Origin of the sequence: Streptomyces sp. NPDC012637 (assembly GCF_042954805.1) — a bacterium.
Lineage (GTDB): Bacteria > Actinomycetota > Actinomycetes > Streptomycetales > Streptomycetaceae > Streptomyces.
Window position 1 is genome coordinate 22,021 of sequence record NZ_JBIBDS010000009.1, and the last position, 13,325, is coordinate 35,345.

10 protein-coding genes are annotated in these 13,325 nt (G+C 75.9%); 5 read left to right on the forward strand and 5 right to left on the reverse strand.

Annotation, left to right across the window (positions count from 1 at the left end):
* Nucleotides 1–219 precede the first annotated feature (219 nt).
* The 5 genes from ACFY8W_RS30875 to ACFY8W_RS30895 all read right to left on the reverse strand — a co-directional run bounded on the left by ACFY8W_RS30875 (nucleotide 220) and on the right by ACFY8W_RS30895 (nucleotide 8,744).
* A complete protein-coding gene (locus ACFY8W_RS30875) occupies nucleotides 220–4,989 on the reverse strand; it encodes a hypothetical protein (protein WP_391112311.1) in 4,770 nt (1,589 codons plus the stop codon).
* Nucleotides 4,990–5,024: 35 nt separating this feature from the next.
* The gene (locus tag ACFY8W_RS30880) at nucleotides 5,025–5,918 is read right to left on the reverse strand and encodes a hypothetical protein (RefSeq protein WP_391112314.1); all 894 of its coding nucleotides are present in this window, start codon (nucleotides 5,916–5,918) and stop codon (nucleotides 5,025–5,027) included.
* Nucleotides 5,915–6,301, reverse strand: a complete 387-nt coding sequence (locus tag ACFY8W_RS30885) for a hypothetical protein (RefSeq protein WP_391112317.1) — start codon at nucleotides 6,299–6,301, stop codon at nucleotides 5,915–5,917. Before ACFY8W_RS30885 ends, ACFY8W_RS30880 begins: the two co-directional genes overlap by 4 nt.
* Entirely contained in the window at nucleotides 6,298–7,845 is a 1,548-nt protein-coding gene (locus ACFY8W_RS30890; RefSeq protein WP_391112320.1) for a hypothetical protein, read from the reverse strand. Before ACFY8W_RS30890 ends, ACFY8W_RS30885 begins: the two co-directional genes overlap by 4 nt.
* Nucleotides 7,846–8,048: 203 nt before the next feature.
* Nucleotides 8,049–8,744: an FCD domain-containing protein gene (locus ACFY8W_RS30895; protein WP_391112323.1), complete on the reverse strand. Its 696-nt coding sequence runs from the start codon at nucleotides 8,742–8,744 to the stop codon at nucleotides 8,049–8,051.
* Between the two features lie 174 nt (nucleotides 8,745–8,918).
* On the opposite strand from ACFY8W_RS30895, the gene ACFY8W_RS30900 reads away from it, so the two are divergent.
* Genes ACFY8W_RS30900 through ACFY8W_RS30920 form a run of 5 tightly spaced genes read left to right on the forward strand, consistent with a single transcriptional unit; the run spans nucleotide 8,919 to nucleotide 13,297 of the window.
* Nucleotides 8,919–10,199 carry an MFS transporter gene (locus ACFY8W_RS30900; RefSeq protein WP_391112326.1) on the forward strand — a complete coding sequence of 427 codons (1,281 nt, stop codon included), beginning with the start codon at nucleotides 8,919–8,921 and terminating at the stop codon, nucleotides 10,197–10,199.
* Nucleotides 10,196–10,999, forward strand: a complete 804-nt coding sequence (locus tag ACFY8W_RS30905; protein WP_391112329.1) for a putative hydro-lyase — start codon at nucleotides 10,196–10,198, stop codon at nucleotides 10,997–10,999. The genes ACFY8W_RS30900 and ACFY8W_RS30905 overlap by 4 nt, the downstream gene beginning before the upstream one ends.
* A 50-nt stretch (nucleotides 11,000–11,049) precedes the next feature.
* The gene (locus ACFY8W_RS30910; protein ID WP_391112332.1) at nucleotides 11,050–11,814 is read left to right on the forward strand and encodes a 5-oxoprolinase subunit PxpA; all 765 of its coding nucleotides are present in this window, start codon (nucleotides 11,050–11,052) and stop codon (nucleotides 11,812–11,814) included.
* Entirely contained in the window at nucleotides 11,811–12,437 is a 627-nt protein-coding gene (locus ACFY8W_RS30915) for a carboxyltransferase domain-containing protein (RefSeq protein ID WP_391112335.1), read from the forward strand. The genes ACFY8W_RS30910 and ACFY8W_RS30915 overlap by 4 nt, the downstream gene beginning before the upstream one ends.
* Entirely contained in the window at nucleotides 12,434–13,297 is an 864-nt protein-coding gene (locus ACFY8W_RS30920) for a 5-oxoprolinase/urea amidolyase family protein (RefSeq protein WP_391112338.1), read from the forward strand. The genes ACFY8W_RS30915 and ACFY8W_RS30920 overlap by 4 nt, the downstream gene beginning before the upstream one ends.
* Nucleotides 13,298–13,325: the final 28 nt, after the last annotated feature.

The following is a 13,325-nucleotide window of genomic DNA, read 5'->3' on the forward strand; positions in this document are numbered from 1 at the left end:
TGTGGGGGCCGGGCCCTTTCCGTTCCGGTGACCGTCCGGTGGCGGCTCCGGTCGCCGGCGCCGGTCCGGTCCCGCTCCGGTCGCCGCCGCCGTGCCAGTCGCCGGTCCGGTCCCGCTCCGGTCGCCGCCGCCGTGCCAGTCGCCGGTCCGGTCCCGCTCCGGTCGCCGCCGCCGTGCCAGTCGCCGCTCCGGTCGCCGCTCCGGCCCGGCCGAGGGCCGCTACTGCTCGACGACGGCCGGAGCCGTGTCCACCGGCGTACGGCGGAACACCCGGGTCGCCGTGATCTCGCCGTGGATGGTCTCGCCCTCCGCGCTCGGCTGCGGAAGACCGGGCCGCAGGTGCTCCTCCACGCTGATGTACTTCAGGCCCGCCCGCAGGTCGGCGTCGTTGCGCAGCCGGATGACCAGCGGGAACTCGGCGAGCGCCGTGGTGTCGAACAGGCCCGTGGTGTACAGCAGCTGGACGCCGAGCGCGTCCGACACCGCCCGCTGGAGCTCCAGCAGATACGTGGCGTTGGCGCGGCCGATCGGGTTGTCGAGGAACAGCGTGCCCGCGTGCCGGTGCTTGTCCCGGCCCCGGTCGTTGGAGCGCAGCGCGGCCATCGTGCAGTAGAGCGCGATGGCGGCCGTGAGCAGCTGGCCGCCGGAGAAGACGTCGCCCATCTGCCCGACGGGCACCCGCTCGGCGCGCAGCACCGCGTCCGGCTTGAGGATCTCCACGGCGACGCCCTTGGGTTCGAGGGCGGCCTGCACACCGCGGAGCAGCAGGGACATGCCGTCCCGGCGCAGGTCGGAGTTCTTCTTCAGGGCCGCGCGGGTCGCCTCGTCGACGACCTCGCCCAGACGCTCGGTGAGCGTGGCCTGGTCGGGCTCCTCGAAGCGGATGCGCAGGAACTCCTGCCCCGACCACTCCCCCAGGCCCTCGGGCAGCCGGGACAGCCGCTGGGCGGAGCGCAGCGTGGCGAGCGCGGACTCGACCAGGCCGCGCAGCCGGTCCACGATCGAGTCGCGGTTGCGCTCCAGCTGCGCCAGCTCGTCGGTGAGCACGCGGAGCCGCGGCGCGAAGGCCTCGGCCCACTTGGCGGCGTGCTCCGGCAGCGCGGCGGCGGGCAGTTCGCGGATCTGCTGCCGGGCCGGGGTGCGGACCTGCTCGAAGCGGGTGGAGTTGGCGTGCCGTACGAGGATGTCGCCGGCTTCGCGGACGGAGGCGTCGGCGGCCGACAGGTCGGCGGCGCAGCCGCGCAGCGAACGCCGGGCCTCGGACGCCGACTCACGGGCCTCGGCCAGCGGACCCGGGTACGGCTCCGGCTCCTCCTGCTCCTCCTCCGTGTGGTCGCGGAGCAGGTCGCGCAGGAGCGCGGCGGTCTCGTCGAAGCCGCCGGCGGCGTCCTCGGCGGCCCGGTGCGCCTGGAGCAGACCGGTGTGCGCGGAGCGCGCGGCCTCCAGGGCGTCGGTGCGGGCGGCGAGCTCGGAGGTGGCGGTGCGGAGCAGGATCTGGGCCTGCTCGGCGTCGGCCGGGACCAGCTCCTCGGGCAGCTCGGTGTGCGCCTCGCCGTCCTCCGGGGCCAGGCGCTCGGCCTCGCCGCGGAGCCGGCCCAGCTTCTCGCTGGCCTCGGAGGCGCGCGTCTCGAGCTTCTGCACCAGGGCTTCCGCGCGGGCGGCGGCGGCCTGCCGGGACGGGCCGTCGGCGCCGTCGGTCGACTCCAGGAGCTGCTCGGCGCGGGTGCGGACCTTGTTGGTGAGCCGGTCCAGTTCGGCGAGGGCGGCGGACTCGTCGCTCTCGGCGCGGGCCTGCTCGGCGCGCAGGTCGGCGCCCACGCCGACCTTCTCGTACACCTGGGAGGCGGCACGGTAGGCCTCGCGGAGGGTGGGCAGCGCGGCGCGCGGCGCGTCGGCGTCCTCCTCCGGCAGGTTCTCGGGCGCGCCGGCGATCTCGGCGCGCTCGGCGCGCAGCGCGCGGGCGGTGCGATGGGCGTCGTCGGCGGTGCGCTGGGCGGCGCGGCGGTCCTCGTCGGCGGCGCGGGCGCGCTCCAGGCAGGTCTGCGCGCGCGCCTCGCACTCGGCGGCCTCGTCGGCGAGTTCGCGCAGCTTCGCCTGCCAGGCGGAGCGCTCGCGCAGCCGGAAGGCCAGGCCGGCCAGGGCGTCGGCGACGCGGCGGGCGCGCTGGGCGGCCTCCTGGCGCTCGTCCCGGACCCGGGTGGCGTCGGCGGCGGTCTCGTCGGCCTCGGCCCGTACCGTGCGGGCCTCGGTGAGGGCTGCCTCGGCGGTCTCGGCGGCGGTGCGGGCCGACGCCGCGACGGACGCGAGCTCGGTGAGCATGCCGGGCGGGCAGTCGGCGCGCCAGGCGCCGATCCGGGCGGCGAGGGAACGGTCGCCGGTGAGCCGGGCGGCGAGGGTGCGGATCTCCTCGTCGCGGGCGGCGGCACGGGCGCGCAGCGCCTGGCGCTCCTCGTCGGCGGCGTGCTCGTCGTGCATGGCCGGGTTCGGCGGCACGAGGAAGACGTCACCGTCCTGGCCCGCGTCCGGAGCCGGTACGGGGGCGAGCAGCGCGGCGGCGGTGCCGACGGCGACGGTGGAACGCGGCAGCAGTGCGGCGCCGCTCAGCACCTCGCGGGCCCGGGTGTAGGACACGGGGTCCGTGATCACGACGCCGTCGACCAGCTCGGGGCGGGCGGCGAGGACGGCGGCGTGGTCGACGGGGTCGACGGCCTGCGCGAGGTAGCGCCAGCCGGGCAGGGCCGGGATGCCGTGCTCGCCGAGGTACTCGACGGTGGCCAGGACGTCGGGACCGGGCGGCAGCAGACCGCCGTCGCCGAGGGCGCCGAGGATGCGGTTGTCGTCGGCGGCGGCCGTGCGCAGGTCGAAGAGCTGGCGCTCGGCGGAGGCGATGGAGCGGTCGAGCAGTCCGCGCAGTTCGTCGGCGTAACGGTCGAAGTCGGTGACGGTGAGGGGGCCCTGGGGCCGGTGGGCGCCCTGGGTCGCGCCGAACGCCGCGCCGGTGCCCGTGGCGGGGGTGTCGGGCGAGCCGGGGTGGTCCGGCGCGGCGGCCGCCGTGCCGTCGGTGCCGGAGCCGACCGCCGGCGCGGCGGTGCCGTCGTCGCCCCACGCGCCGGACCGCTGGCCCGGCAGCGCGGACGCGGGCGTGTCCGGCAGGCTGAGGAGTTCGGCGAGGCGCGGGTCGGAGGCGAGGGACTCGGCGGCGCGGCGCTCGGCGTCGTAGGCGTTCTCGGCGGCCTCGGCCGCGTCGGCGGCACGGGCGGCGGCGAGTTCGGCGCGGGACTCGGCGGCCGCGGCCTCGCGGGCGCGTTCGGTGGCGGTGCGGGCGGCCTCGCGGGCCGCGTCCCAGGCGGCGACGGTGGTCTTCTCGGCGTCGCTGGCGGCGAGCGCGGCACGGGCGGGGTCGGCGTCGGGGGCGGTGTCGTCGAGCCAGCCGGCCCGGACGGCCTCGGCGGTCTCCTGCTCGACCTCGGCGAGCCGCTGGCGCAGGTGGCCGGCCTCGCTGCGGGCGCGCTGGGCCTCGGTGGCGGCGGCCGTGGCGTCACGGTGGGCGGCCTCGCCGGCCTCCTGGAGGGCCGCGGAACGCTCCTCCTCCTCGGCGGCGTGCCGCTCGCCCTCCTCGGCTGCGGCGGCGAGCGCCCGTACGAGGTCGGCGGCGGCCTTGGCGCGGGCGGCGAGGGCCGGGGCCGCGTCCCGCTCGGCCTCGCGGATGGCGGCGGCGACGCGCGCGGAGCGGTCGCTCGCGGCGCGGTGGCGGAGCACGGACTCGGCGGCCTGCCACGCGGAGTGGAGGGTGCGGGCGTCGGTGAGCTCGCGGCGCTGGGCGGCCGCGCCCTTCTCGGCGGCGGCCAGGGCGAGCGAGGCGTGCCGGAAGGCGAGTTCGGAGGCGATCAGGGCGCTGCGGTCGCGGGCGGTCTCGGCCTCGGAGACGGCGTGGGCGGCGGAGGTGACCTGCTGGGCGAGTTCGGCGGTGCGGCCGCGTTCCGCCGCGGCGCGGGCGGAGAGCCGGCGGGCGAGGGTGCGGGTGCGGCGCTCGGCTGCGGCGTGGACGTCACGGGCGCGGGCGCGGGTCCCGGCGGCTTCGACGATGCGGTTCAGGAGGTCGACGGAGCCGGCGGTGAAGTCGCGCTCGGCGGTGAGCTCGGCGCGCCGGCCGAGCTTGTTGCCGAAGCCGCTGACCAGGTCGGCGAGGCCGTCGGTGTCACGGGTGTCGGTGACGGCGCGCAGCAGCAGGTCGGTGAAGTCGGAGTCCTTCTTGACCGCGAAGAGGCCGGCGGCCTCGCCCTCGTCGGCGTTCATCTCCCGCTGGTAGCGGAAGAGTTCGGGGTCGAGGCCGAGGTCGCCCAGGTGCTCGTTCCAGCGGTCGTGGATCTCCTCCCAGGACACCTCGAGGTGCGGGTACGCCTTGCCGGCCTCGGTGATCGCGTCGCGGAAGCCCTTCATGGTGCGGCGGCGTCCGGTGGCGCCCGAGGCGCCCTCGACGGGCGGGCGGACCGAGGTGGCCTCGGCGACCGGCAGGTTGTCGAGGCTGAGTCCGGGGCCGGGGCGGAAGGAGTACCAGGCCTCGGCGAACTTGCGCGGGTCGTTGGAGACCTGGCGGCCGCGCCACTCGCTGACCTTGCCGACGACGACCAGCTCGCCGGTGAGGGTGTGCTGCCACTCCAGGGCCACGTGGCCGCAGTCGTCGGCGAGCAGGAACTTGCGGAGCACGCCGGAGCTGGCGCCGCCGAGGGTGTTGCGGTGGCCCGGGAGCATCACCGAGAAGATCAGCTTGAGCAGGACGGACTTGCCGCCGCCGTTCTCCAGGAAGAGCACGCCGGCGGGAGCGGGGCGGCGCGGCGGGCCGACGGGCTCCTCCTCGAAGAACTCCGCCTGGGTGGGCGCGGGGCGGGGCACCGGCGCGCCGACTCCGCGCAGGTCAAGGACGGTGTCGGCGTAGCGGGCACCGGCCGGGCCGATGGAGTAGAGGCGTACCCGGGACAGCTCGTACATGGGGCGGACTCTCGTCGTCTCTCTGGTGGCTCGGGTCAGGCGTGGAACGGCAGGCCGGCGTCGGCGGCGATCTCCAGGTCGTCGCCCTCGGGCGGCGGCAGGAGGGTCGCGGAGCCGTCGCTGACGGGGACGACGCCCAGCTCCAGGAGCTCGGCCATGGCGGCGCTGCCGGCCATGTCGCGGACCTGGAGCTGGTAGCGGGCGGTGGTGCGGTAGGAGCCGCCGGACTCGTCACCGGTGCGCTGGAGGAAGCCGGAGTCGGTGAGGAAGGCGACGGCCTTGCCGACGATGCCGGTGGTGGAGCCGGCGAGGCGGCGGGCGTCCTTGGTGGCCCCGGTGGCGCTGCGGCGGGCGTAGATCCGCCAGGCGGCCTCCAGGCCGGGAGCGTCGGTCTCGGGGTCGGTGTTCTCGCCCTGCTCCTCGGCGCGCTCCTCGAGGCGGCGGCAGGCCTGCCGTACGAAGGCGTCCACGCCGTTCACGGTGAGGCGGCCGATGTAGCCGTCGTCGGCGAGGTCCTCCGGGCGGGGGAAGGCCATGGCGGCGACGGCGAGGTGGGCGAGGCCGTGCAGGAAGCGGTCGGCGGAGTCGGTGGAGGCGCGGCGCGCGTAGTCGCCCATGCGCACGGCGAAGACCGAGTCCTCGCCGGCGGTCACGGCCATGCCGGCGCGCGGCGAGACCTCCAGGACGACGAGGCCGAGTCCGGTGGCGACGGCGTCGGCGAGCCGCGCGAAGCCGGGGTCCTCGCGGTAGCGGCGGAGCAGCTCCGCGTACTCGGCGTCGCGGGCGGGCAGCAGCTTGGGCTGGAGCCCGAAGGACACGAGCCGTGCCGCGTCGGCCGCGTCGGCGGGCGTGAGGGCGGTGGGCGCGGCCGCCCGCGGGGCCTCCGGCTCGCTCCACGCGTCGGTGTGCTCGACGTGGTGTTCGCTCACGGCTGGGGCTCCTCGGGACGGTGCTGCTGTGTCGGTGCGGCGGTTTCGGGCGGGGACAGGGGCAGGCGTACGGGTGTGACGCTGACGGCCGGTACGGCGGGCGAGGCCTCGGCGGCCGGCTGCCCGCCCTGCGGCAGCGGCACGGCACGTACGAACGGCCGGGGCGGGTCCGCGGGCGCGGGGGCCCCGGTCTCGACGATTCCCACGCGGGGGCCGTCGGCCGTCGGCTCCTGCGCTTCGGTGGCGGGCCGCCCGACGGTGACGCGGCCGACGCGCGGGCCGGGGGCCCGGCCGGCGTCGCCCTCGCGCCGTGCCGGAGGCACGGCGGGCGGCGGCGCCGGCTCGTCGGCGGGGTCCGTCGCCGGGGTGGACGGCGCTGTCACGTGGCCTCCGTACGGTCGGCGGCCATGCCCAGGGCGTCCAGGAGGGCCGTGCCCACGATGAGGTCGGCGCCGCCGAACTCGGGGTCGTCGAGGGGCGTGCCGTCGTCGACGGCGAAGAGCAGCCGCTCCTCGCCCTGGCGGTAGGCGGTGCCGACCGGCGGGCTCGCGGCGTGGACGGCGAGCAGCGCGACGAGGTAGGCGAGGTCGGGGTCGCCGCCGCGGCGGGCTTCGGCGAGGAGGCCGGAGAGCCGGCGCGGGGCGTCGTGCTCCAGGTCGAGCAGCTCCATGGCGGCCGCCAGCTGTTCCTCGCTGAAGCGGCTGTCGTCCGGGGTGGCGATGAGGTCGGGCTCGGGCATCTCGGCGCCGAGGTGCTGGCGCTCCACGGGCGGCGTGAGGAGCAGGTCGACGAGGTCCCCGACCCGGACGGAGGCGGGGGTGCGCAGCCCGGTGCCGTGGGCGAAGAAGGCGTCGGTGACCTTGGTGGCCTGCTCGACGGGGAGCGGCAGGATCGGGGCGACCAGCTGCCCGTAGAGGTCGAGGCCGGTGTACGAGGTGGGCGCGGCGAAGGCCTGGCGGTCCTGCTCGGCGCGGAAGAGCGGGCCGGCCTCCAGGAGGCGGGACTGCAGCTGGGTGTGGCGCCGGATGCAGTCCTTGACGATGTCGACGAGCTCGGCGGCGCGGCGCTTGTGCTCGGCGGTCTTCGCGTCGGAGGCGGCCTCGGCCTCGTCGCGGGCCTTGCGGATGTTGGTGAGGATCGCGTTCTCGTGGCGGTAGCGGTCGGCGACGTGGTCGAGCGCCTCGGCGATCATGTCGGGGACGGTGTTGAGCCAGTCGACCGCGCGGACGTTGCGCCGGGTGGCCTCGAGGGTCTTGCGGAGGGTCTCCGCGTACTGCACCGTCCGGTAGCGGGCCTGCTCGGCGGCGAGCTGCGCGTCGGCGAGGCGGCCGCGGTTGATCAGGACCTCCAGCTTCACCTCGGCGGCGATCTGGGCGCTGGTGACGTCGGTGTCGAGGGCGCCGACGAGGACGTTGACGGCCTCGTCGGTGGTGCGCAGGTAGATGCCGCCGCCGTAGCCGGGGACCTCTTCGATGAGCTTGAAGTCGTAGTCGCGACGCGTGTAGACGCCGTCGGTGCCGAAGGTGCCGTAGACGGCGCGGAAGCCGCGGTCGACGCTGCCGACGTTGATCAGGTTCTCCAGGACCCAGCGGGCGACCCGCTCGTGTTCGGCGGCGGGGCGCTCGGGGGCCTGGGCGGCGACGCGGGGCAGCAGCCGGGCGATTATCTGCTCGCTGTCGGCACCGGTGTCGAAGTCCATGTTGAGGGTGACCAGGTCGATCGCGGCGAGGGCGACCTCGGCCATCGCGTAGACCGAGTACTCGCCGGCCAGGTTGGCCTTGCGGGCGTCCAGGTCGTGCAGCGGGGCGGTGCACGCGAGCGCGCGGAGCCGCCGCGCGAGCCCTTCGTCGGCGGCCGGGCCCTGCGCGGGCCGCGGCCCCGCGCTGAGCTGGGGCGGAGCGAGGTCCGTCGAGGCAGGCGAAGTCACGGTGCACAGAGTAGGTCCTCGCCATGACAACGGTCGAAACGGCGCTTATACGACCGCCCCGCACGCCCCAGCCACACGCCCCAGCCGCTTGCTCCTCCCGTACACCAGTCCCCCCGCACCGCATCCGCCGGGGCCCGCGCCCGCGGACAGCCGGCCGCCGTGCCCGTTGCCGCGCCCGCCCTGGCCGGCGGCTGCCGGGACCGTCACGGCTCCGGGTCGTCGACCGCCTTGGCGTACACGTCGACGATCCGGGCGCGGGAGTCGTCGAGATAGCGGGCGAGGAGCAGCTCGGCGGTGTCCCCCCGCCCCTCCCGCAGAGCGTCCAGAATCTCCCGGTTTCTTATGAGATAAGGCTCGTGGAGCGCACGCGGGTCGGCCACGGTGTGGAAGGCGAGGCGGAGTTCGGCGAGGACGCCCCGCATCAGCTCGTCGGTTCGGGCGCTGCCGGCCAGGGCGACGAGCTCGCGGTGGAAGTGGATGTTGGCCGTGGACACACCCTTCCAGTCCCCGCGCCCGGCCGCCCGCTCGCCCTCGGCGACGGCGGCGGCGAGCCCGTCGACGGCGAACGGCGGCTCGCCCAGGGCGTGCACGACGGCGCACTCGACGAGCCGTCGGGTGCGGTAGATGTCGGTCACGTCGTCGACGCTGAGGACCCGCACGAACACGCCCCGATTGAGCTTGTGGACGAGCAGCCTCTCGTGCGTGAGCAGCCGGAACGCCTCCCGCAGGGTGTTGCGGGAGACTCCGAGCGCGCCGCCGATGCTCTCCTCGGAGAGGCGGGTGCCGGGCGGGAAGAAGCCCTCGGCGATCCGGGTGCGCAGGATGTCGGCGACCCGTTCCGCCGTGCTCGTGCGTCCCAGCAGGGCGCGGTCGTCCGCCAGTTCGCCGATTGCGTCCATCGTGCCTCGTTCCCTCCGTCGATCGCGTCGAGTCAAGCGCAGGACCCCGGCCGGAAACAAGAACGTGACGACACGACTCTTGTCGGATCGTTGAACGATCCCTACATTGAACGACACCGCACCGCTCTTCAGCACGTCTCTCCCGCACCCTCCTCTTCCTCCTGCGAGGTGCAGATGAGCACGACCCAGACCCAGCGGCGGACCTCGGGCGAACGGCCCGACGACACCGGCCCGTTCGCCTGGCTCCGCGCCCTCGGGCCGCGCGGCAGGCGCGCCTTCGGCGGGGCGTTCGGCGGCTACGCCCTCGACTCGTACGACTTCTTCACGCTGCCGCTGTCGATGGTGGCCGTCGCCGCCTACTTCAACCTCGACAAGGGGCAGACCGGACTCCTCACCACCGTCACCCTGGTGGTCTCCGCCGTCGGCGGCGCGCTCGCCGGCATCCTGGCCGACCGCATCGGACGGGTGCGGGCGCTGATGATCACGGTCGTCACGTACGCGCTCTTCACCGTCCTGTGCGGCTTCGCGCCGAACTACGAGACACTGATGGTCTTCCGCGCCCTGCAGGGCCTCGGCTTCGGCGGCGAGTGGGCGGTCGGGGCGATCCTCGTCGCCGAGTACGCCTCCGCCAGGCACCGGGGCCGCACCCTCGGCGGCATCCAGAGCGCCTGGGCGGCCGGCTGGGCGCTCGCCGTGATCGTCTACACCCTGGTCTTCCAGTTCGTCGACGCCGACACCGCCTGGCGGGTCATGTTCTGGACCGGCGCCCTGCCCGCGCTGCTCGTCGTGTACGTGCGGCGCAACGTCCAGGACGCCCCGCGGGCCGACGAGGTGCGCCGGGCGAGCGCGGAGCGGGGCTCCTTCACCGCGGTCCTCAGAGGCCCTCTGCTGCGCACCACCCTCTTCGCGACCCTCCTGTCGACCGGCGTCCAGGGCGGCTACTACACGCTCGCCACCTGGGTCCCGACCTTCCTCAAGACCGAGCGCGGACTCACGGTCGTCGGCACCGGCGGATACCTCACCTTCCTCATCTCCGGGGCCTTCGTCGGCTACCTGACCGGCGGTTACCTCACCGACCGGCTCGGCCGGAAGAAGAACATCGCCCTCTTCGCGGTGCTGTCGGCCGTCGCCGTCCTCGCCTACACCCGCATCCCCGAGGGAGCGAACGACCTGCTGCTCGTCCTCGGCTTCCCGCTCGGCTTCTGCATGTCCGCCATCTTCAGCGGCTTCGGCTCCTTCCTCGCCGAGCTGTACCCGACGGCGGTGCGCGGCACGGGGCAGGGACTCACCTACAACACCGGGCGCGCCGTCGGCGCCCTCTTCCCCACGCTGGTCGGCTATCTCGCCGAGAGCTGGGGCGTCGGCGGGGCGCTGGTGTTCGGCGCCGTCGGCTACGGGATCGCCGTCATCGCCCTGTTCGGGCTTCCGGAGACCCGCGGGAGGGAACTCGTATGAGCACGACTCCCGCGCACGGCCCCGCCGTCCCCGACGCCCGTACGGCACGCGCGCGTGCCCGTGCCGGGGCGAGCGGTCCCACGGCCGGCTGGGCCCCGGGCCACACGCAGGCCAACCTGATCGCGGTGCCCGCGGACTGGGCGTACGACGTGCTCCTGTTCTGCACCCGCAATCCGCGGCCCTGCCCGGTCCTCGACGTCACCGACCCGGGCTCCTGGCGGACCGCGCTCGCCCCGGACGCCGACCTGCGCACGGACATCCCGCGCTACCGGGTGTGGGAGCACGGCCGGCTCGTCGACGAGCCCACCGACGTCACCTCGTACTGGCGCGGCGACCTCGTCTCGTTCCTCATCGGCTGCAGCTTCACCTTCGAGGGAGCGCTGGCCGAGGCGGGCGTGCCGCTGCGCCATGTCGAGCAGGGCCGGAACGTGTCGATGTACGTGACCGACCGGGCCTGCCGGCGGGCCGGGCGGCTGCACGGGCCGATGGTGGTGTCGATGCGGCCGGTCCCGGCCGCGCTGGTCCCCGTCGCGCACCGGATCAGCGGTCTGCTGCCCGCCGTGCACGGGGCGCCCGTGCACGCGGGCGACCCGGCGGCGCTCGGCATCCGGGACCTGGACCGGCCGGACTTCGGCGACCCGGTGGCCGCCGAACCCGGTGACGTGCCGGTGTTCTGGGCCTGCGGGGTCACACCGCAGGCGGCGGTGACCGCCTCCCGGCCGCCGTTCGCGATCAGCCACGCGCCGGGCCGGATGCTCGTGACGGACGTGCGGGACGCGGAGTACCGCGTCGCCGCGTGACCGGAGCGGAAGACGCGCCCTTCAGCGCGGGACAAGGAAGGAAACCTCTCATGACCCGGGTCTCGATCGACCTCAACGCCGACCTCGGCGAGGGCTTCGGACGCTGGACGCTCACCGACGACGAGCGGCTGCTGTCCGTGGTCACCAGCGCCAACGTGGCCTGCGGCTTCCACGCGGGAGACGCGGCGACCATGCGGCGGGTGTGCGCGCTCGCGGCGGAGCGCGGGGTACGCGTCGGGGCCCAGGTCTCCTACCGCGACCTGGCCGGCTTCGGGCGGCGCGCCATGGACGTGCCGGCGGACGAGCTGGCCGCGGAGGTCGCGTACCAGATCGGCGCCCTGGAGGTGTTCGCCCGCGCGGCCGGCGCCACCGTGGCGTACGTCAAGCCGCACGGCGCCCTCTACAACCGGGTGGTACACGACGAGGAGCAGGCGGCGGCGGTCGTGGCCGGGGTGCTGCTCGCCTCGGCCGGTCTTCCGGTGCTCGGGCTGCCCGGCTCGCGGCTGCACGAGGCCGCGGAGAAGGCCGGGCTGCCCGTCGTCGGCGAGGCGTTCGGCGACCGGGCGTACCGCGCGGACGGCACCCTGCTGCCACGGGGGCAGGAGGGTGCCGTCCTGCACGAGCCGGCCGAGGTGGTGGAACGGTCGGTGTCCGTGGCCCGGTTCGGGGTGGTGACCGCGCACTGCGGACGTGCCGTGCCGGTTCGGGCCCGCTCGCTGTGCCTGCACGGCGACACGCCCGGTGCCGTGGAGCTCGCCCGCCGGGTGCGCTCCGGCCTGGAGTCCGCCGGGATCCGGGTGGAGGCCTTCGCATGAGGGCCCGCAAGGTGTACCGGGTCGGCGAACGCGGGCTGCTCGTCGAGCTGGTGAGCGGGGAGGCGACCGAGGCCTTCCACGCCGAGCTGCTGCGCCGCCGGGAGGCCGGCGCGCTGCCCGCCGTGCGGGAGATCGTGCCGGCGGCGCGGACCGTGCTGCTCGAAGGCGTGGCCGTCCCCGACCGGCTGGCGGCCGAGCTGCGCTCCTGGGACGTTCCCGCGCTCCACGCGCGCGCGGCAGCGGCCGTGGAGCTGCCGGTGCGCTACGACGGACCCGATCTGGCCGAGGTCGCCGCGCTGTGGGACGTGTCGGTGGAGGCGGCCGTACGGATCCACTCGGCCACCGAGTTCCGGGTGGCGTTCTGCGGGTTCGCCCCGGGCTTCGGCTATCTCACCGGTCTCGGCCCGCGGTACGAGGTCCCGCGCCGCGCCACCCCGCGCACCGCCGTGCCGGCCGGCTCGGTCGCCCTGGCGGGCCCGTACACCGGGGTGTACCCGCGGTCCTCGCCGGGCGGCTGGCAGCTGATCGGCACCACGGACGCGGTGCTGTGGGACACGGCCCGCGAGCCCGCGGCGCTGCTCTCGCCCGGGACTCGGGTGCGGTTCACGGCGGCGGGCCGATGACGGATCGTGCCTTCGCCGTCGTACGGGCCGGGGCGCTGACCACCGTGCAGGACCTGGGACGGACGGGCCACGCCCATCTGGGCGTGCCGCGCTCGGGGGCGCTCGACCCGGGCGCGGCACGGCTCGTCAACCGGCTGCTCGGCAACGACGAGGGTGCCGCCGTCCTGGAGACCACGCTCACCGGGTGCGCGGTGCGGCCGCGCTGCGCCGTGACGGTGGCGGTGGGCGGCGCGCCGTGTCCGGTACGGGTGGACGGCCGGGCGGCCGCCTGGGGCACGGCGGTACGGGTCGGCGCCGGGCAGCTCCTGGAGGTGGGCGCGGCCGTGCGCGGGCTGCGCTCGTACGTGGGGTTCGGCGGCGGGGTCGCCGTCGACCCGGTGCTCGGCAGCCGCTCCACCGACCTGCTGTCCGGACTGGGTCCGGCGCCGCTGGCGGACGGGGCGGTGCTGCCGTTGGGAGCGGACACGGCCGTACGGGGGTCGGTCGACGCTCCGCCGTGGCCGGGCCCGCCGGACGAACTCGTCCTGCGGGTCCGGCTCGGTCCGCGCGACGACTGGTTCACGCCCGGCGCGCTGGAGTCCTTCGCCACGCGCGCGTGGCGGGTGTCCTCGGCGAGCAACCGCATCGGGCTGCGCACGGAGGGACCCGCCCTGGAGCGTGCCGTGGACGGCGAACTGCCCAGCGAGGGCATGCCCTTGGGCGCCGTGCAGGTGCCGCCCGACGGCCGCCCGGTGGTCTTCCTCGCCGACCATCCCACGACCGGCGGCTATCCGGTCGTCGCCGTCGTCCGCGAGGCGGACCTGGCGGCCGCGGCGCAGGCGGTGCCCGGGACGCCGGTGCGCTTCGTCCCGTACCGCTGACGACGGGTTCGACCGCCGGCGACGGGGT

Coding starts and splice junctions, on each gene's coding strand:
- ACFY8W_RS30875 (WP_391112311.1), bottom strand. CDS start 4,989: ATGTACGAGCTGTCCCGGGTACGCCTCTACTCCATCGGCCCGGCCGGT.
- ACFY8W_RS30895 (WP_391112323.1), bottom strand. CDS start 8,744: ATGGACGCAATCGGCGAACTGGCGGACGACCGCGCCCTGCTGGGACGC.
- ACFY8W_RS30900 (WP_391112326.1), top strand. CDS start 8,919: ATGAGCACGACCCAGACCCAGCGGCGGACCTCGGGCGAACGGCCCGAC.
- ACFY8W_RS30905 (WP_391112329.1), top strand. CDS start 10,196: ATGAGCACGACTCCCGCGCACGGCCCCGCCGTCCCCGACGCCCGTACG.
- ACFY8W_RS30910 (WP_391112332.1), top strand. CDS start 11,050: ATGACCCGGGTCTCGATCGACCTCAACGCCGACCTCGGCGAGGGCTTC.
- ACFY8W_RS30915 (WP_391112335.1), top strand. CDS start 11,811: ATGAGGGCCCGCAAGGTGTACCGGGTCGGCGAACGCGGGCTGCTCGTC.
- ACFY8W_RS30920 (WP_391112338.1), top strand. CDS start 12,434: ATGACGGATCGTGCCTTCGCCGTCGTACGGGCCGGGGCGCTGACCACC.